Below are 19,431 nucleotides of genomic sequence, written 5' to 3'. Positions count from 1 at the left end.
AGCTGAGAGTCATCGTGAATCCAACTAAACTTGTAAGCTCAAAAGAACTGCAATCAGAGGTATCTCGTCTCACCGAAGAGCTGCAAATGCGCGACCAATTGGTGCAGCAGTTGTCTCAAGAACTCTTCAGGCTGGTGAAGGGAAATTCGAGTTTTGTGCCGGCGCCGGAAGTTTCCGATCGCCACCAAGCTCAAATGCAGGCAATGCGGGAACAACTCCAAGCTGTTGAAGAACAGGTGGGTTTTTATCAGGAACAAATCGCAGAGAGGGATGCTGAGGTTTACCAACTGCGGCAGTCGGTGCAGGAATTGACGGATCGCTCTCGGATGCTGGAACAGGTGGTTCAGGAATTGCCGGGGGTTTACCGCCAAAAGTTTGCCGAGCGGATCGAGCCAATTAAGGAAAAATTGGATCAACTGCAAAAGGAAAACCGCCAGTTGCACACTGAGTTGCAAAGCGTAACTTACCGTCTCGCTGTGCGGAGCCGCAAGGCTAAGGGCTTGGATCTGCCGAGCGTCGATGCTGAGGACGATCGCGGCATTCAAATGCCGAGCTTTGGCAATGTCTAAGGTTTTGATTGTGGCGGGTGGCGAGAAAGGCCCAGCCGCAAGTCTCAAGGCGGCGATCGCTCAATCTCATCCTTTAACTGAAGTCAATATCTGTGGGGTTTCTCAACTCAATTCGGGCGCGATCGCTCCGGGTGGGGCTATCGTTTGTCCCTTGACGCTGGATGTGCCAGAAAATCTCGTTTTTCCGGCTCAGGATGTGTTTCGATTTTGCCGCAATGTTTCGGCGGCGCGCGATCGAGTGTCCCAGGAGTTGCTTTTTCCCGTCGGGGGTGGCAATTTTTGGCTGCCTGTGGTGTTGACGGCAAAGGGGCCACTGTATGCTGAGGTGATCGGTGGGGAACCTGACAAGCAGTCTGGCGAGTTGAGTTACTCTCAACCGGTGCATTTGTCGGATGTTTGGCGACAGCAGTTGTATGAGTTGGCTTACCGCTTGCTGAATCTTTTAAATGCGCCGCCGGCGACTTATTTGATGCAGTTCGGGTTCGTAGGGGAAAGGATTTGTTTCGATCGACTGTGGCCTTTTCCGGCTGCACCTGCGATCGTTTCTGTCGGCCTTCAAGTGCCGGATTTATTTGTCTGTCATTGGTCTTGCTTGACAAATAAGCCTATTTATGATATACAAATTTGCTCTGGGGTTACTTGAAGTCTATGGGAAATTTGAGATTTGAGATTTGCTCTCGGGAGGTCATTTGAATCAAGCAACTAGAGCCGGAGTTTCAGCGGAGATAATTTGGTCGAAACTGTCGAAGATTTCAAAGAGTTGGTCGAGTTGAGTAATTTCAAAAATTAGCTTGACTGTGGCTGAGAGGTTGCAGATGACCAGGCGGCATCCCCGGTGGCGGGCGGCGTTGAGTCCGCCGACTAAGGCGCAGATCCCGGAACTGTCGATAAAATCTACGGCGGCCATGTCTATTACCCAGAGTTTGTGGCGTTCGGGGACAATCTCGGCTAGCTGTTGCTGGAGGAGGCTTCCGGCTTGGGAGTCGAGGCAGTTGTGAGGTTGAAGGATGATGTGTTGGTTGAAGTTGGGAAATTCCATAGCAGTTATCCTACCATCGTAAAGTATGAATAAGTGAGTTCAGTTGCTGATTCTGTTGAAAGAATCAGGGGATTTCAGCTAAGGTTTGAGGAAGGGCGATCGCCCTTGTGGGAATCGGTGGGGAGAGCCGTTGTGATAAATTTAGTAGGAAAACTGGCTAGCTATCGCGCAGAACGCAACGGCCACAATTATCTATTAGTCTAGTATGCCTGAAAGGCTAATTTTTAGTGGAACCAGCGATCGCCACAAGAGTGTGTTCTTCATCACAGCGAAAGATTGCACTATTGGCTGAATCGAGCCAATATATAAAAGTATTGAGCTTTGCAAAAGTTTACGAAGGCAGCATCCAATGTCTTTTGAGTTTTTATCGCTAGAGACTATTCAGAAATTTGCCCATGATTACGGCTATTGGGCAATATTTCTGGGAATTTTACTGGAAAATCTGGGAATTCCTCTCCCAGGTGAGACTATTACGATTGCTGGCGGGTTTTTAGCTGGTAGCGGGGAACTGAATTACTGGTTTGTGCTCGCGAGTGCGATCGGCGGTGCGACTGTGGGCGGAAATTTCGGTTATGCGATCGGCAGGTACGGTGGCTGGCCACTGCTGCTGAAGCTGGGACAATTTTTCCGCTTTCGAGAAGAACAACTGTTTGACTTAAAAGAACAGTTTAGCAAAAATGCAGCTAAAGCCGTATTTTTGGGCCGTTTCATCGCACTGCTGCGAATTTTTGCTAGCCCCCTAGCGGGTATTGCAGAAATGCCTTTTTGGAAATTTTCGCTGTTCAATGTTCTGGGTGCTGCAAGCTGGGCATCTGTAATGGTGAGTTTATCCTACTTCTTGGGACAAGTTGTGTCTTTGGAGAAATTGGTAGCTTGGGCCGCTCAATTTGCGGTATTTGCTTTGCTGTTAGCAGTTGCTTGGATTGCAATTCCTATTTGGTTGGAGTCGCGGAATTTGGACAAGACTAAATAAGATTGGTGGTTAGACTTTTTGCAAGAGTTCTGGATTTTCTGTTTTTAACTGCGGATAAACGCAAATGAATGCAGATATTATCTATTTTTGCAAAAAGTCTAAGGATTGTCGATCGCCTATTAATAACTCAGGGCTTCTGTCCTCCAAATCATCAACTTTGTAGCGATAATTTCTGTCCTCAGTCCCATCTCTGCTTAGTATGAGGATGTTCTTGGATTGATTTAAATAGGATTTCAAAAACTTGATCGCTATAATTATAATTCACAGAATGCTGCTAACCAGGGAGGAGAAGAAGTGCTATCGGAATAATCATGGTGTTCGCTGAAAGGCGATGTAATAAATACTCTAGCCCTTCAATTACTTTAAATATTTCATTAGCAATATATTGAGGACTTAGGTAATCAAGGGCGTTAAATCAAGGGTTTGAGATTGCTTCACTAAGCTCTCTTCGGACATAAAATAGTAGTACGTGTCTAGATTCTCTGGATCTCCCTGAATCCACCAATGAAACACCTTATTTACGATGCAACAAAAAAACTCAGCAAGTTTAGATTGATTATTTCGGTTATTTAGCAATAAATAAAATATTTTTTTTCCTCTAATATCTCCTTTTTGTTCCTCTTTTAATGCTTATTGCAGTTGCTATATTTATTTTGGAGTCAGATACCTTTGAACGGCTATTTTTGCACTACTTGACGGAAATAATTTTGAATTATACCGTATTTAAAGGCACAACAGCTTGTTTCACTTTCATTTAAAATTGTAGCAACGAGTCATCTGTTGTGAATTCCTTTTTCCCTTTCTTCCTCTGTCTCCTCTGCGTCCTCTGCGTTTACTTTCAAAAGTATAAATTTAACCGCAGATATACACAGATAAAGGCAGATTGAGATTGTCTGTTATTGCACAAAGCAAAGCGAAGCAATCTTCAGCCCCTGGGATTGCTTCTTACTAATTACCCATTACCCATTATCCATTATCAATTCTCCTTTCCCCTCAATCACTTCCCCGATCGCGAACGCACCAATTCCCTGAGACTCAAACCATTTAACAGCCTGTTCTACTTCCCTGGAATCGAGCAACAGCACAAACCCAATCCCCATATTAAAGGTATTGAACATATCTGCTGTGGCAACTTGGCCAGCTTCAGCAATCCACTGGAAAATTGGTAAATTTGGCCAGCTATTGCTGTGAATTTTCACAGATTGATTTGCGCCCAAACAGCGGGGCAAATTTTCCGGTAAACCGCCGCCCGTAATGTGAGCCATGCCGTGAATTTCTAGACCACTCTTAATTGCTTCGAGGACAGGTTTAACATAAATCGTAGTCGGAGTTAGCAGCACTTCTCCTAAACTTTTGCCACCTAACTTTTCGGGTTGGGAATTCCAGTCAAAACCCCCATCGCCCGCAATTTTTCTCACCAAACTAAAACCGTTGCTGTGTACGCCCGAACTCGCCAGCCCCACAGCCACATCTCCTACCCGCACCTGCGAACCGTCCAACAATTTGCTCTTTTCGACAATTCCCACGCAAAAACCAGCTAAATCGTACTCTCCCGGTTGGTAAAAACCGGGCATTTCTGCCGTTTCCCCGCCCAACAAAGCACAGCCCGCTTGCTTGCAACCGTCAGCTATCCCGGCCACCACCGCAGCTAATTGTTCGGGATTTAACTTTCCCGTCGCTAAATAATCGAGAAAAAAGAGGGGTTCGGCCCCGGATGTCAGCACGTCGTTGACGCACATCGCCACCAAGTCGATACCTACCGTGTCGTGCCGATCGAGATTGTGGGCCAATTTCAACTTAGTCCCAACGCCGTCAGTACCCGAAACCATAATCGGCTCTTTTAAACCCTCCGGAACGCTGAAAAACCCGCTAAACCCGCCGAATCCGCCCAAAACTCCCGATCTGTGCGTGCTCTTGACCATACTCCCGATGCGCGAGACAAAAGCTCTGCCCGCTTCAACATCCACACCTGCTTCTCGATAATCCATAAGTCCGCCAAATCGATTTCTAATTTTTAGTTTATGGCCATAACAGTTGACAAACAGCTTTTTTCACACTAGCTATTCGCCAGCCCACAACAGACACTAAATTTTTGTAAATTTTTGTAAATTTTTCGGGAATAACTGAAACGGCTGTAAGCACTGTAACTAAAGGATTTTATGATAGAGGGTTTGGAGAAAATTTGATGAATATTTGGTGAAAATCGCGATCGCAGCGATCCCCAACCGCAAAAGTTTGTGGTAGTCTGTTGCAGTTCGTGAACAAAACACAAATTGCGGATCGAGCACGAGTTGTCAAGTGTCAGGGAAGTTTCCGCCAATTTTTTTTGGGGCGGAAGCATGAAAGCAAAAACGCACCCCGATACTTTGCTTTGACTCACGGGGGAATGGCGAAGGGCAAGAGAGAAATCCTTGACGCCCGCCGCCAAATGGCCAATCCTCCAATCTCGGTTGGCAATGGCTATTCACAAAAATGGACGTATGAAGGAAAAATTTGTTGGTGGTCTACTCGCTATCCTGTTAGTTCCTGTGGTAGGAACGGCATCCTCTTGTCACGCACAAGCAACAGGTGCCGACAACCAAAACTCTCCGGTTTCCGAGCAAGTAATTGCCACCCAACCGTCCCGGCAGTTAAACGCGAGTCGGGTCGAAGCGCAAAAAGTCGGACAGTATCAGTATCAAGCAAGAGCTGAAATTGCCCGAGACTCGATCGCCAAAATCCAGCCCCACGAGTTAGACGGGCGACAAGCAGCGACAGTCTACGTGCGAAACATTCCAGTCATCACCTTTCTGAACGCCAATCCGGAAACAAACACGAAAATGGGAGAAGCTGGCAACAGCCAAGCCGGTGCTAGCAGTCGGTCAAAAGTAGCGGGCGCCAGAGAAAATCCCAAAGTCGGAAACATTGCCAGCAACGACCGCAACCAAGAACCCGATTCAGTTTGGCGGGCATCAACCTTAGCAGCAAGACTCAACCAGCTAGCCCGCAACAACATCGATCCGAACAGCATTACCGTTAAGTGGGAAAAAGGCGATCGCTACATTATCCAGGCAAACGGCGAGGACTTGGTAAACATCAACGCCGAAACAATCCTCCCCGACAGCACCACCGACTTTAGCCGAGACGCCCTGCAAGCAACCAATCGCCTCCGCCGGCTTCTGGGCAACGCCCCACCCCTGGAAAAAGTCGCAGGCAAACCCCAATCAGAACCCCCCGTGCTGTCTATGGGCCCAGTTCAAGTGCGCCTCAGCGGCTGGGCTTCTTGGTACGGCCCCGGATTTGACGGCAACCTCAGCGCCAGCGGCGAGCGTTTCAACCAAAATGATTTGACCGCAGCGCACCGCCACTTGCCTTTTGGAACTAGAGTCATGGTGAGAAATCTCGACAACGGCCGCACCGTAGTTGTCCGCATTAATGACCGCGGCCCCTATGTGGGCGATCGGGTCATTGACTTGTCCGCCGGCGCCGCCAGCGTGCTGGGAATGATGAGCAGTGGCGTTGCGAGAGTGGAAATCGAAGTGATCGAACCGCCGCAGCCAACAAAAGTTGAACGCTGAACGGTAGTCTAAGGCAGAATACAAAAGTTATCCGAAGTGTAGAAGGCAGAAAGTAGAATAAAACTGACATCTTGCACCATTCTTTTTGGAAGAGGCATCTTACCTGTTCTTGAGGATGATGCAAGATGTCAAGTCGAACAAATTCTGACAAATAAACTCTGCATTCTGCCGAATGCCTTCAGGAGATTCTACCGGTGCGCCTGTTTACTACCATTGCAGCACTTCGCTGCTACTTAAATTTACAAAAGTCTGCTGCACCTCATTTGACAGTCGGTTTGGTGCCGACGATGGGAGCTTTGCACGCAGGACATCTGAGCTTGATCCAGCGGGCAAGGCAAGAAAATGCGATCGCCCTGGTCACCATTTTTGTCAACCCGCTGCAATTTGGGCCCACAGAAGATTTTCAAGATTATCCTCGGAATTTCGAGCAAGACCGGCTGTTGTGCGAACAAGCTGGGGTTGATGCCATATTTGCTCCCTCAGCAACGGAAATGTTCGGCCATCAAGCAGTCGGCACAGAAACAGAGCAAACCGCCCAAAAACAGATAGAGATTCACCTTTCATCCTTAACTCAAGTAGTCCCGCCACCGGCGATGACATCGGTTTTGTGCGGCAAAGCAAGGCCGGGTCATTTTCAGGGCGTCGCGGCAATTGTTACTAAACTCTTGAGTTTGGTGCAGCCGACAAAAGCTTATTTCGGTCAAAAAGACGCCCAGCAGTTAGCAATTATTCGGAAGCTGGTCTTTGATTTTAACTTGCCTGTAGAGATTGTCGCTTGTCCGATCGTCCGCGAAGAGTCGGGACTGGCAATGAGCTCTCGCAATCAGTATTTAACAGCAGAGCAAAAACAGCAAGCCTCCGTACTCTACCGCGCGCTGCAACAAGCCTCGGAAACTTTTGCTTCAGGGGATCGCACCGCAGTGACCGCAATCGCTGCCGCGCACGCAGCAGTCGCAGAAGAACCAGCAGTAAAGCTCGAATACGCCGAAATCGTCGATCCCGACAGTCTGACGCCGTTGCAGGTTGTGGAAACAGCGGGACTTTTAGCCGTGGCCGCCAGAGTTGGCTCTACTCGCTTGATTGACAATATAATTCTCAGGAATCGCCGGCCCATTGTGGCGATCGACGGCCCGGCGGGAGCAGGCAAATCTACCGTAACTCGCCTTGCCGCAACTGCTTTGAACTTGTTTTATCTGGATACCGGTGCGATGTATCGGGCGCTGACTTGGCTGGCATTGAAAACAGACACGCCGATTTCCGACGAATGCGCGATCGCCGAATTAATCAGTTCGAGTTATTTGGAATACAACCTCGATCCCGCGTCCCCGATGTTGAAGATTAACGGCGAAGAGGTAACCGAGGCAATTCGCAGTTTGGAAGTGACATCCCGCGTCTCGGAAATGGCGGCAATTCCCGCCGTGCGGCAGTTTCTGGTGGAGGAACAGCGGCGCTGCGGCACAAAAGGCGGAATTATAGCAGAAGGCCGCGATATCGGCACTAACGTGTTTCCCGATGCGGAACTGAAGATTTTTTTGACGGCTTCGGTACAAGAGCGATCGCGCAGGCGGCTGTTAGAACTTAAAGATACCGATCGGGCTAATATTAGCTTGGCCCAATTGGAACAAGACATCGCCCTACGGGACGAAAAGGACAGCACCCGCGAGGTTGCACCTTTGCGTAAAGCGGCGGATGCTGTGGAAATTCAAACAGACAATCTGACTGTTACTGAAGTTATCGATCGGATTGTCGGCTTGTACAAAGAGAGAATCGGCCCTAAAAGTTAATTTTACGAGCCTGGGGGCGCGCGATCGCCCTCATATCAAATCCGGTTAAACTCACATCTTGCACCATTCTCGCTTAACAGGCTTTCGGGTCTATCCCACAAAGACTAAATTTTCTTGTGGGGTGGAATCTTCTAGCCAGCCCTTGAAAGGCTTATTAACAATAGTGCAACATCTCACGTTAAACCAACTTGCAGTGTCAGGTAGGGACGCGGGCCGATGCGCGCTGAGTCCCTAAGAATATCGTGCCATTAATCCGATTTGAGCGCCGTCCCCCTAGCTGGGGAAAAAGTTCAACCATCCCGCGTTTTCATGGGTTAGGGCATTTCTGGCGTACAAATCTTAAATTTTTTTATCCGGACGCACTTCCCCACGATCGGTCATTTGCAGTAGCATCTTTAGATGCCATCCAATTTAAGATTATCCTCTTAAGTGGATTAACTTGATATCAACATAAAATCTCAAATTAACTGTGCAAGGTGTGAAGGAGAGAAGGACGTGACAAAATTGAAACTGCTGTGGAGGCGGCGAAAAACTTTCATCGTTGGTTTTATCGCAGCCACAGGAAGTTTTTTGTTGGGTGTGACATGGCCGATTAACTTGCGGGCAAATCAGCCCTTGCAACCGATTCAGGCGCAAGTCTTGGCCGTATCCCAGTCCCAAGAACAACAGCCGATGTCCACTATTAATAAGTTCTCCGAGGCGATCGCCAATCGAGTAGAATTTTCCCAACAGGCTCTAGCCCAAGTGCAGGCAATCCGATTTCAATCAGCCGTACCGGATCAGTTTCAAGGTACAACCATTAGTCACGCGAAACTCGACTCCCAGCACAAGGCGATCGCCCTGACATTTGACGACGGCCCCTGGCCGAAAACAACTACACAAATCCTAGATATTCTCAAGGAAAATAATATTAAGGCTACATTCTTCTGGGTAGGAAAATACCTGCAAAATTCTCCCGAAATTGGCAAACAGGTTGCAGCAGCCGGTCACGCGATCGGCAACCACACTTGGAACCATGAATACCTTCAGTATAACGAAGACGGTGCCGCTCGCGAGATCGATCGCACTTCATCCTTAATTGAGGAGTTGACCGACATCCAAACATCGATGTTCCGCCCGCCAGGAGGCATTTTAAACAATGGATTGACAGCTTACGCTCAAAAGAAAAATTATGCAGTTGTGATGTGGTCTGCTGATTCTTTTGATTGGCGCACTCTTACGGAATCTTTAATCGACAACGTGATGAGGCAGGCAAATTCCGGCGGCATTGTGCTGATGCACGATGGCGGCGGCAATCGTTCTAGAACTGTAAAAGCTTTGCCTGATATTATTGCTAAACTGAGAAAGGAAGGGTACAGTTTCGTAACAGTTCCCGAGTTATTGCAGATGCAAGAACAAGAGTCAAAACAGCAGGAAACAGCACAAAAATAAAAATTTGGAAAAGTGGGACTTTACACCATTTTTCCATTTTTTTGTAAGTCGTTAGATGGATTTTTCATAACTATATAGCGCAGGTGAAGGTTAATCGCAGTTATAAAATTAATATAGACACGGCTGTGGTCATCGCTACCTCCCGCCATCGCGTACACCAAACCGCGCCGATATTCATGCCGGACGGTATTATCACGTTCGAGGGCAAGGTAATCTTCGGGGCTAAACGCAGAGGGGATGGCAATCATAGCGTTAGAGGCAAAATCGATACATTCATTTTAGCCATATTACCAATTTAGGGTTGAATCTAAGGGCAAATCCTGCAACTGAGAATTCACCCAATTAGCCGCCGCCAAACCCGATCGCAAAGCACCCTCTATTTGACCTTCGCCGCACAAATCCCCCGCACAAACCAGCGGCAAATTCCCCCCAGCCGACAAACAAGATACAGGCAAAGGATTTCGACAAAAAGCATAGCGCCAGCGGTGAACCTGTAACCATTCCGGCTGCTTCAGCCAAGGGATTAAATATTCAGAAGCTCTCGAAAGCAATTCCTGACCGACAGTTTCCAAATCAGCAGCTTCTAAATAGCGTTCTGCAAAAGTTGCGCTGCTGTGAACAACAAACACCGGCTGCTGCGGATCGAGCCGTTTGCTGCTGTCCAAACCAACCCAAGCTAAATCAGCATTATCGGGAAAAGAAACAGATTTCCACTGCGGATTTAGATTGCTCAAATCTTGGTGTTTTGCCACAGGATAGCCAGCCATAACGGTAATGCAAGGGTCGTACTCCACCGAACGTAATTTGTCAAGAAAATCAGGTTGAAAACCAATTTCCGAATTCAAAAACATTAAAGCTTGAGGAGCCGGAATTGCTACTACAACAGCCTTAGCAATCAATTCTTGAGGCGTCTGTAAATTGTCGTCGGTAACTTCTAGGGAAAGATGCCACATTTGGTTATCTGTAGTCGAAATAGCTTGTACGCGGCGGCCAAAGCAAATTTCTAAACCCTCCGCTAGATACTTACCCACAGCATTCATACCCGCAGGTGCGACATAACAAGAATTAGGAATAGCAGAAAGTTCTCCCTGTCTGAATTCCCAGACAGTATCAGTCCAGAGTTTGAGGATCTCCCGATCGACCAAAGCCTCAATTAACCCCTGCACCGCATCCCCCTGCGGTTCCAGATACCGCGCCCCGTGATCGGCCCTAGTACCCTGTACGCGGCGGGTAGCAACACGTCCCCCCGCGCCGCGAGATTTCTCAACAACCGCCACAGAATAACCAGCTTGACGCAACCGTTGAGCGCAACTCAGCCCCGCCATACCCGCACCAATCACCGCAACATCGAACATAATCAATCAGTCAGCCTTGTGAATCTAAACATCAGCTTAAAGGCTGCGAGCTGAATTTGTACCTTACCGATGACTCAAAAGAGCCGTAGCTTGCGGGGCCCGACGCCATCGCCCTGCACCAAGTAGTAGAATAAAGGACAGCACGAATCCATGATTAAGACCAGATCAAAAAATGCCACTGTAGGTAAATCCTAAATCCTCATGGTTGTCAATCAGCAGCAATCTAAAATCTAAAATCTAAAATCTAAAATCGAATAGGGGAGGGCAAAATTTTGGACGAACTCAGAGCAGCACTCGAATTGACAACAGAAGAAGAATTGCAGCAACTAACAGAACTTCTGTTCAGCCGCAAGTTTAACCCTTTAGATTACGTGCAAACCCCCGCACCGATAGATGTACAAAGTCGCGATCGCGAAGCATGGCTCGACGCGGTTGAACAGCGGTTTCGCTATCTTGCAGCCGACGGGTTGACGGTACTCAGAGGGCGAACCCAACAAGTAACTTACAGACAAGCACTAATTCAAGTTTGTCGCTATCTCAAAATCCCTTATCCCAGACAGTTGTCAACCACCGACTTAGAGGCAGAAGTATTTCTGCACTTAATGGGCCGCGCGTGGAAGCGTTTACCCGCAGACGAACAGCAAGCGCTGACAGTGCGCGTACAGCGAGCGATCGTTGATTCTAAACTCTCAGAACCCCTGCCAATTTCTGCAGAAAAAGACCCGCTCGGTTTGCTGTTCAAAGGTGGCAGCGCTTTAGCTGTTAGTTCTATCTTAAAACCAATGCTGCTCAAACTAATGGCCAATCAATTTGCGCTGCATTTTGCCACCTATCAAATGGCAAAACAAGGAGTGCTTGCAGGCACTGCAACTGCAGCAACCCAGTTTCAAAATTATGTCGCAATTCAGACGGCGCGGCGCGGTATGGCGGTGAGTGCGGCTCGTTACGGTGCGACGCGGAGCGTATTTTCGTTGGTCGGCCCGGTGATGTGGACTTGGTTTTTAGCGGATTTGGGTTGGCGATCGATTTCCACGAACTACGGCCGCATTATCCCGACCATTTTTGCCTTAGCTCAAATACGCCTGACGCGATCGGAATGCGTTTGGGAACTAGCTTAACGATGGTAAATTGTAGATTTTAGATTTGAGATTGGGAGTGTGGGTGAATATCAAAAATCGGTTGAAATTAGCTGCCAAAAAGACAGCCGAAAATCTCAAGTCTCGCCTCCAAAAACATCCAGATCCCCGCCTGCAAATCCCTTGGAATTTCGCTCAAGTGGGGATGCTGATTTTTCCCTTAATTCCGATTTTGGGAGCTTTAGGTTTATTCCTGGGATTGGCCGGCACTTGCAAGCAAAAGTTCCGTCAAATTAGTCGCCGCCCGTTGAATCGAGGATTCGCAATTCTGAGCGCGCTGCTAGTCATCACAGCGGTTTTTGCCCACAACCGCATCGAGGCCTTTTTAGGGTTGTACAATTTCTTGCCGTTCTTTATATTGTTTGCCGCTTTCAGCAGTTTAATTCAAACTTTGCCTCAATTGCGGCAATTGTCTTGGATGATTGTAATTAGTTCAATTCCAGTGATAATTTTAGGCCTGGGACAGCAATTTTTAGGCTGGAGCGGCATCGATCAATTGCAGCCTGTTTTTGGCTGGGTACTCGAACCCAGAGGCAATCCCCCCGGCCGCATGGCTTCTGTGTTTATGTACGCTAATATTTTAGCTTGCTATCTGACAATTGCTTTTATTTTAGCACTGGGACTGTGGATGGAAGAAGTCAGTTGTCAGTTGGGAGTTGTCAGCCGTCACCACTTACCAATGCCCAATGCCCAATTCCCAATTCCCAATGCCCAATTCCTATTTTTAAGTTGTGCAGCGATCGGAAATGCTCTTGCTTTGATTTTTACTAATTCTCGCAATGCTTGGGTAATGGCAGTTTTGGCAGTTTTGGCTTTTGCATTTTATGCGGGTTATAAAAAATTATTAGCTGCGGTTTTGAGTGTGGCTAGCACAATTTTTTTGTCTGCCTTTGGCCCGGAACCACTGCGGCAATCTTTACGAAGAATTGTTCCGGCTTTCTTTTGGGCTAGACTCACCGACGAGATGTTCCCAAATCGGCCGACTGCTACTTTGAGAAAAACTCAGTGGGAATTTGCTTGGTCTATGACTCAGCAGCGTCCTTGGACTGGTTGGGGATTGCGAAATTTTACGCCTCTCTATCAAGCTCAGATGCAAGAATGGCTCGGTCACCCTCACAGTTTGATACTGATGTTGACTGCGGAAACGGGAATACCCGCAACGCTTTTTTTGTTTGGTTTAGTTGGTTGGGTTTTGGCTAGGGGTGTTTTGCTGCTGACGAATTGGCCACTTTTTCCTGCGGATATCAAACACGAGCAAATAGCAACACAGGAAGTAGCGGAAAATGCTTTTGTGTTCAATCAAAAATCTATAATTAATAGCAAAAGTCAGGTGGTTTGTCAAGATGTAAGAGCGACCGATCGCCTAATTTTTTTCAGTTATTTATTAGCCTTCGCCGCCTGTACGCTTTTTAACACTGTAGATGTGACGCTGTTTGATTTTCGAGTCAATACTACAAGCTGGTTGCTGTTGGCGGCGATTTGGGGTGTGTGCGAGGGGGAATAGTTTTGAGTTGAGGAATTGGCATTGGGAATTGGGAATTGGGCATTGGGAAGGAGAAATTCAGTAATTAATCCTCCTTCTTCCTTCTTCCCTCTTCCCTCTTCCTTCTTCCTTCCTTTATTCTACCGTCACCGACTTCGCCAAATTTCGTGGCTGATCCACATCCAAACCCCGACGCGCCGCAATGTGATAAGCCAACAATTGCAGCGGAATCACTGTCACAATCGGCGACAACAATTCATCCACCAAAGGCACCGGCAAAATGTGGTCAAAAATATCGGCTTCCGCCACACCTTGCTTCGGCGTAACGCCAATTAAACGGGCGTCGCGCGCCTTCGCTTCTTGAGCGTTGGAAAGCACTTTTTCGTAGACGCTTCCCGGCATGGCGATCGCCACTACAGGCACTTTTGCATCCAAAAGGGCGATCGGGCCGTGTTTCATCTCTCCCGCCGGATATCCTTCGGCGTGAATGTAGCTAATTTCCTTCAGTTTCAGCGCCCCTTCCAAAGCAATGGGAAAGTTTATGCCCCGCCCCAAAAAGATAAAATCTTGGGTGTCTGTAAACTGGTGGGACAATTCCTCCACATACTGTTCTTGAATCTCCAAAAACTTCTCAATCTCCGCTGGCAACTGGCGCAAACCAGCAATAATTTCTGCCAATCTATCTGTGTTGATTGTTTGCCGCTGGTGCGCCAAATCCAAAGCTAAGAAATAGAATGCCATCAACTGAGTGACAAAAGTTTTAGTCGCAGCAACGCCGATTTCTATACCAGCGTGGGTGTTGATTACCTGCGGCATCATGTGGGCGATCGAACTTTCAGTCCTGTTAGTAATGCCTAACATTCTCGCCCGGAATTTATCAGTAAAACCCGCGCGGCGCTGCTGTTCCATCCCCAAAGCAGCCAGCGTGTCCGCCGTTTCTCCCGACTGTGTTACCCCAATAGTTAAAGTATTTGCTGTCAGCGGTGGCGGTGCGTAGCGGTACTCCGAAGCGTACTGCACCGCAGTGGGAATATTAGCTAATTGTTCCAACAAATATTTGCCAATTAGCGAGGCGTGCCAGCTCGTTCCGCAGGCGAGAATTGAAATTTGTTCGACATCGGCACAAAGTTCCTTGGGCAAGTTGAGATTGATGGGAGAGCGCGGATTTCCTGGCTGCCAATCGCTGTCTAAATAAGCCTCCAAACAAGCTCGGACTACGGCGGGCTGCTCGTAAATCTCCTTGTGCATGAAGTGTTTGAAGCCTTGTTTTTCGACTAAAACCGGACTCCAACCAAGGATGCGCGGGCTTTTTTTGAGCCTTTCCCCTGCAAAGCTGTAAACTTCGACTCCCATCGGAGTTAGCCTTGCCAATTCGCCATTTTCCAAGGACAAAACAGTGCGGGTGTGAGATACTAAGGCCGGCGTGTCGGAAGCGCAGAAAAATTCGCCTGCACCAAAGCCAATCACCAAAGGAGCTTGCTGTCTGGCGACAATTATTTCCTCTGGAAAATCTGCACAGATAACGGCGATCGCAAAAGCTCCTTCTAATTTATTTACCGCCTTTAAAACAGTTTCCAAAAACGATAAATCAGCAATTTTCTCTGTTTTTTTATCTTTTCTTTCTTCGTTCTCCCTTCTTGCTTCTTTCAAAAATTCAGCTATTAAATGAGGAATAACTTCTGTATCCGTATCCGAGACAAATTTATGTCCCTTCGCTTTCAATTCTTTCCGCAACTCGCGATAATTTTCGACAATTCCATTTTGAACTACCGCAATTCGCCCGCTATTATCCATGTGAGGGTGAGCGTTATATTCTTCAGGCTTGCCGTGAGTTGCCCAGCGGGTGTGTCCGATGCCGATGGGAGCGAGAGAGTCTATCTCTGCTAGCTTTTCCCGGAGGTTGTGCAATTTGCCCTTTGCTCGGATGCAGGTAATTTCTCCTTCGGAGATGGTAGCGAGGCCCGCTGAATCGTAGCCCCGGTATTCTAGTTTCTCCAATCCTGCTAGCAAAATCTCGCTTGCTGCTTGCGTGCCGATATAGCCAACGATTCCGCACATTTAACGTACTACTCCTGCTTAGCGATCGCAATAAAACTCAAGTTTTATCATTTTTACCTTCTTCCGGCCCAGAATGCAGATTCCGCGACAAAAAAAGAGGGGGCGATTAAATTGCCCCCCCTTTTGTGCCCCTAATTCGATCGGCGTGTCGATCGATATTTAGTAAGCTAGACCCATACTGCGAGTGGTTTCTGCTCCCAGGTAAACCCGGATGCTGAGAAAATCGGTAGGGCAAGCAGTTTCGCAACGCTTGCAGCCTACACAGTCTTCGGTGCGGGGAGAGGAGGCAATCTGAGCTGCTTTGCAGCCATCCCAGGGCACCATCTCCAAAACGTCAGTCGGACAAGCGCGGACGCATTGAGTGCAGCCGATGCAAGTATCGTAAATTTTGACTGAATGAGACATTGAATAAAGGCTCCCAACGAGTCACTAAAAATTTGCTTGCTCTGCGAATTAACAGATTTGACGGCGAGATGCCACCGCTATAGCCTGCACAGAGAATTAAAGGTTAGTCTACCGCAGTGCCTGGAAGCACTTCGCGAAAAAGCGACAAAACTTCACAGTTATTCACGCTGAGACTCTGATACAACCCATTTGGGATCTCTATCATTCGCCAACCGTTTGAGCATCAGCCTGATGAAATACAAATTGAGTTTCGCAGTGGCATTGGTGAGAGTCTGCTCAAAGTTCTTGACTAAACTCTTACAGCTTTACATCCAAGGATTTGACCGTTCAATCACGAGCGCGAATTGCCATCACGACAAATCCAGTTTTCCCCTCCAGCGCCATTTTTTCGGCTTTCGTTAGTTTCCGTGCAAGTTTAAACCGGATCTGGGTCATAATCTGGGGATAGAGTTTTTACTTTCTCTGGCATGAGCCGAGCCGGGTGATACCTCTTGCCCTTGCAGAACCATCGTCTTCGGAATATTAACGAGCCCGAGTGTGAAAGTAATCGCAGTGGTGAATCAACATTTCATCAAGCCACAGTCCTCGAACACACTGGTTTTTGTGCAAGGGATCTGAGATATTGCACCATTATCAATAACCCTTCTATGGGCGGGCTCTCCTGCCCACCCCACAAGAAAATGCACTTGTTGTGGAACAGGCCGGAAAGCCTGTTCTTAAGAATGGTGCAAAATGTGCAATGGATAAAAAACGGCAAGCTGACTGGTATCAACGGCTAGATGTTGTTTGATGCCATTGGTGCATTTGTAATGGCAGAAGCCTTGAGACTCGACACTCGCAAATTGCACGTATTTTTTACGGCTACACGGAGCTATTAGAGGATTTCTAGGCGTTTGTCAATCAATTTTACGCTGTGAGGTAATGAAGGGAGATCGGGGAGCCAAGAAGAAACCCACGAGACTAGCGAAGAGAATCGGTGTAAAAGTGCTAAATCCTGTTAATTTGGCGAGTAGCAGAGTTGTACTAATTGGAGTCCGAGTAACTGTTGAATTCAGAGCAGCCATTACACAAATCATTGCCAAAGTCTCGTTGGACGCGGGATTAATGATAGCGATTGCCTTTCCTAAACAGGCTCCTATAAAAAAGAGTGGGATGATAATCCCCCCCCGCCAGCCTCCATTTACGGTCGTACTAATGGCAAACACTTTAGCAATAACTAAAGTTAAGACAAATCCCAAAGAAAAGTTTCCCTCAACAATTTTTTCAATTTGATGTTCGCCAAAGAAACGAGTGAGCGGAAAAAAAGCTGATAAAACACCCAGTGCTAGCCCAGCTAAAGTAGTTCGCACATAGATTGGACTGCGTATTGAATCAAACAAGCGACCCACACTGCGAAATACAGCGATAAAAAACCACCCCATAATTGCCCCTACGATTCCATAAGCCATCGCTGCGGCAAAGTCATAAAGGCTGTCCACATTGTATTGAGGAAAATGCCAGGTAGGGCCAATTCCAAGCTGGGTAATTCCTACAAAGATAGTGTAACTTGCACAACTTGCCACGACCGCAGGCAATATGGCTTCAAAATACTCCACAACATTCTGATGGTGCAGGATTTCTAAAGCAAAAAAAGTACCACCCAAAGGAGCACCGAACAAAACTGTAAAACCAGATGCCATGCCAGCAATACTCAAAGTTCGTAGTGCCTCTCCGGTCAATTTAAAGCGATCGGCTAACCATGTACCGATTGAACCTGTGACTTGCACCATTGGTGCTTCTGGACCAGCACTGCCTCCACTTGCAATACTGATTAGCGACGACAGAATCATCGAAGGATTTTCGTTCATGGGTAATCGCCCCCCATTGAGATGAATATTGTCAATAATCAACCCTATTTCGCCAGGATTGCCCAGCCAATGAATCAGCAAACCGATGAGCAAACCAGCAAGGGGCATAATAATTAGTAGAGAAACTCCACTAAAATATTCAAATCCCAGCATTATGTAAGACAAAAACATCCAATAAGTTGCAGCAAATAAACCACAAATTATTCCTAGCATTGCCCATAGCAATACCGAACGTGTGAGATTTACTGGGTTCCGTTTCATTCCTTATTCCTTGTCAAGAGCTAGCCAGTTAGGAAGTGTTAAAAAACTATTTTGTGTAATGGTATACAACTTCTGTTTCTGTTATCTGCATATTAACCTACCAACCACCACACTTGCTATTGAGTGTAAATCCGGCTATCGAATGCGCTCTAACAATCGCAGTCAAACAAGGGCTGAGAAAGGAACTGAGGCACAGGTTATCAGTTGTGTAGCCCCCTTGTAACGCCCTCCGTTGAAGCCCCCGCCGTTAGACAGCTTCATCTTTTGGTGGTGTCAATAGCTTAAAAAACCAATTTGGGATGTCTGATAAGGAGCTAAGATCGGGAATAAATGGGATAGTCCAGCAGCTTAACCGACAAAGAGTCAGAACTCCGCAGCGCTATTGTTGCCCCACAAGAAGAAGACTAGACTACCTATCCGCACAAAAGGACAAATTTTGGCTGGCATCTTCTATCAGCTCAAGAATGTATGAGCGCGATCGAGCTTCCCGCTAGCATTCGGGTATAATTCCGATCTAACGGGATTGCATCTTAGAAAGAACCAAAATCCTTACTACAAACCTGGATTGGATATTAGAAAGTACTAAAGTCCTTACTACAAAGCGGCGCAAATCGATCGACTAAAAGCCTAATTTTTCTAACACGGGCTTAGTGGACACGATATGTCGATCGAGCCCTAGTTTTTTTGGCTCCACACCCAAAGCCAAAGCCACCAATTGCGACAAATGCAACACCGGCAAACTTAATTTGCGCCCGATTACTTTTTCCACCTCCGGCTGTCGCGAATCCAAATTCAAGTGACAAAGGGGACAAGGCGTTACCATACAATCAGCGCCATTGTCAAGAGCATCTTGAATATGTTTGCCTGCCATCTGAAAAGATTGGTTAGTGGCATAACTCGCCAACGGCCAGCCGCAGCACTGCGTCCGCCCTCGATAGTAAACCGGAGTTGCCCCGATCGCCCGAAACACATTTTCCATCGATTCGGGTTGGTGCGGGTCATCGTAAAGCAGCTTATCCTGAGCTCGCAGCAGGTAGCATCCGTAAAAAGACGCGCACTTCAAGCCAGAAAGCTTGCGGGTGACTCGCTTCTGCACCTCGTCGAGCCCGTAATCGGCAACGATCGCCCACAACAGATGTTTCACCTCGGTACTGCCTTGATAAGGCGAACAGCCTTGTTTTTTGAGTAAACCGTTGACTTTTTCTATGTAGTTGGGATCGGTTTTTTGGCAATCCTTGAGGCGATCGTCCACATGACCGATTACTCCTTGACAAGTGCTGCAATGCGTCAGCAAAGGCAAATTCAGTTCCTCGGCCAAAGCAATATTGCGGGCGTTGACAGTATCTTCGAGCAACTGCGAATCTTCCTTGAAAGTGCCAGAACCGCAGCAGGAAGCTTTCTTGAGTTCCACCAGTTCAATCCCCAACGCTTGAGTGAGGGCTTGGGTAGACAGGTAAAGTTCGCGGGCAGCCCCTTGGGCAACGCAACCGGGAAAGTAAGCATATCTGAGAGTTTGGGATGGCATAGTCGTTT

17 protein-coding genes are annotated in these 19,431 nt (G+C 47.5%); 9 read left to right on the top strand and 8 right to left on the bottom strand.

Annotated features, from left to right (window positions below):
* Window positions 1-14: 14 nt before the first annotated feature.
* Both QUB14_RS16780 and QUB14_RS16775 read left to right on the top strand, forming a co-directional pair.
* On the top strand, window positions 15-569 hold the full coding sequence (locus QUB14_RS16780) for an Npun_F5560 family protein (RefSeq protein WP_190659313.1): 555 nt from the start codon (window positions 15-17) through the stop codon (window positions 567-569).
* Complete coding sequence (locus tag QUB14_RS16775) at window positions 562-1,212, top strand: hypothetical protein (protein ID WP_333218172.1); 651 nt, start codon at window positions 562-564, stop codon at window positions 1,210-1,212. Before QUB14_RS16780 ends, QUB14_RS16775 begins: the two co-directional genes overlap by 8 nt.
* A 51-nt stretch (window positions 1,213-1,263) precedes the next feature.
* Here the strand turns inward: QUB14_RS16775 and QUB14_RS16770 are convergent, their stop codons facing one another.
* On the bottom strand, window positions 1,264-1,608 hold the full coding sequence (locus QUB14_RS16770; RefSeq protein ID WP_190659317.1) for an STAS domain-containing protein: 345 nt from the start codon (window positions 1,606-1,608) through the stop codon (window positions 1,264-1,266).
* Between the two features lie 33 nt (window positions 1,609-1,641).
* Between QUB14_RS16770 and QUB14_RS16765 the strand changes: the two genes are divergently transcribed.
* Both QUB14_RS16765 and QUB14_RS16760 read left to right on the top strand, forming a co-directional pair.
* Window positions 1,642-1,812 (top strand): hypothetical protein, encoded by a 171-nt coding sequence (locus QUB14_RS16765; RefSeq protein WP_190659319.1) that lies wholly within the window; start codon window positions 1,642-1,644, stop codon window positions 1,810-1,812.
* Window positions 1,813-1,957: 145 nt separating this feature from the next.
* Complete coding sequence (locus tag QUB14_RS16760; RefSeq protein WP_333218170.1) at window positions 1,958-2,581, top strand: DedA family protein; 624 nt, start codon at window positions 1,958-1,960, stop codon at window positions 2,579-2,581.
* Between the two features lie 959 nt (window positions 2,582-3,540).
* Here the strand turns inward: QUB14_RS16760 and purM are convergent.
* Window positions 3,541-4,569, bottom strand: a complete 1,029-nt coding sequence (gene purM, locus QUB14_RS16755) for a phosphoribosylformylglycinamidine cyclo-ligase (RefSeq protein WP_333218168.1) — start codon at window positions 4,567-4,569, stop codon at window positions 3,541-3,543.
* Window positions 4,570-5,061: 492 nt separating this feature from the next.
* On the opposite strand from purM, the gene QUB14_RS16750 reads away from it, so the two are divergent.
* The 3 genes from QUB14_RS16750 (at window position 5,062) to QUB14_RS16740 (ending at window position 9,353) form a co-directional block, all read left to right on the top strand.
* Window positions 5,062-6,138, top strand: coding sequence for a septal ring lytic transglycosylase RlpA family protein (locus QUB14_RS16750; RefSeq protein WP_333218167.1), 1,077 nt, complete (start codon window positions 5,062-5,064; stop codon window positions 6,136-6,138).
* A 194-nt stretch (window positions 6,139-6,332) separates the two neighbouring features.
* On the top strand, window positions 6,333-7,922 hold the full coding sequence (locus tag QUB14_RS16745) for a bifunctional pantoate--beta-alanine ligase/(d)CMP kinase (protein ID WP_333218166.1): 1,590 nt from the start codon (window positions 6,333-6,335) through the stop codon (window positions 7,920-7,922).
* A gap of 495 nt (window positions 7,923-8,417) precedes the next feature.
* Window positions 8,418-9,353 carry a polysaccharide deacetylase family protein gene (locus QUB14_RS16740; RefSeq protein WP_333218164.1) on the top strand — a complete coding sequence of 312 codons (936 nt, stop codon included), beginning with the start codon at window positions 8,418-8,420 and terminating at the stop codon, window positions 9,351-9,353.
* A gap of 20 nt (window positions 9,354-9,373) precedes the next feature.
* On the opposite strand, the gene QUB14_RS16735 is transcribed toward QUB14_RS16740, so the two are convergent.
* Together QUB14_RS16735 and QUB14_RS16730 are read right to left on the bottom strand one after the other, a co-directional pair.
* Window positions 9,374-9,601, bottom strand: coding sequence for a Uma2 family endonuclease (locus tag QUB14_RS16735; protein WP_333218162.1), 228 nt, complete (start codon window positions 9,599-9,601; stop codon window positions 9,374-9,376).
* A gap of 39 nt (window positions 9,602-9,640) precedes the next feature.
* A complete protein-coding gene (locus tag QUB14_RS16730; protein WP_333218161.1) occupies window positions 9,641-10,708 on the bottom strand; it encodes an FAD-dependent oxidoreductase in 1,068 nt (355 codons plus the stop codon).
* A 272-nt stretch (window positions 10,709-10,980) separates the two neighbouring features.
* On the opposite strand from QUB14_RS16730, the gene QUB14_RS16725 reads away from it, so the two are divergent.
* A complete protein-coding gene (locus tag QUB14_RS16725; protein ID WP_333218159.1) occupies window positions 10,981-11,826 on the top strand; it encodes a YaaW family protein in 846 nt (281 codons plus the stop codon).
* A 43-nt stretch (window positions 11,827-11,869) separates the two neighbouring features.
* A complete protein-coding gene (locus tag QUB14_RS16720; protein ID WP_333218158.1) occupies window positions 11,870-13,348 on the top strand; it encodes an O-antigen ligase family protein in 1,479 nt (492 codons plus the stop codon).
* Between the two features lie 114 nt (window positions 13,349-13,462).
* Here QUB14_RS16720 and glmS read toward each other — a convergent pair whose 3' ends face one another.
* The 4 genes from glmS to QUB14_RS16700 all read right to left on the bottom strand — a co-directional run bounded on the left by glmS (window position 13,463) and on the right by QUB14_RS16700 (window position 19,423).
* Window positions 13,463-15,385 (bottom strand): glutamine--fructose-6-phosphate transaminase (isomerizing), encoded by a 1,923-nt coding sequence (gene glmS / locus QUB14_RS16715; protein WP_333218156.1) that lies wholly within the window; start codon window positions 15,383-15,385, stop codon window positions 13,463-13,465.
* Between the two features lie 159 nt (window positions 15,386-15,544).
* Window positions 15,545-15,790, bottom strand: coding sequence for a photosystem I iron-sulfur center protein PsaC (gene psaC, locus QUB14_RS16710; RefSeq protein WP_015175986.1), 246 nt, complete (start codon window positions 15,788-15,790; stop codon window positions 15,545-15,547).
* Window positions 15,791-16,686: 896 nt separating this feature from the next.
* Window positions 16,687-17,898, bottom strand: a complete 1,212-nt coding sequence (locus tag QUB14_RS16705; protein ID WP_333218154.1) for a chloride channel protein — start codon at window positions 17,896-17,898, stop codon at window positions 16,687-16,689.
* Window positions 17,899-18,517: 619 nt separating this feature from the next.
* Window positions 18,518-19,423: a CoB--CoM heterodisulfide reductase iron-sulfur subunit B family protein gene (locus tag QUB14_RS16700; RefSeq protein WP_333218153.1), complete on the bottom strand. Its 906-nt coding sequence runs from the start codon at window positions 19,421-19,423 to the stop codon at window positions 18,518-18,520.
* Window positions 19,424-19,431: the final 8 nt, after the last annotated feature.

It is taken from the genome of Microcoleus sp. B3-D2 (assembly GCF_036705345.1).
In the GTDB taxonomy this organism is placed as follows: Bacteria; Cyanobacteriota; Cyanobacteriia; order Cyanobacteriales; family Microcoleaceae; genus Microcoleus.
Note: the sequence above shows the minus strand (reverse complement) of the source record. Positions and strands in the feature narration are given on the sequence as shown.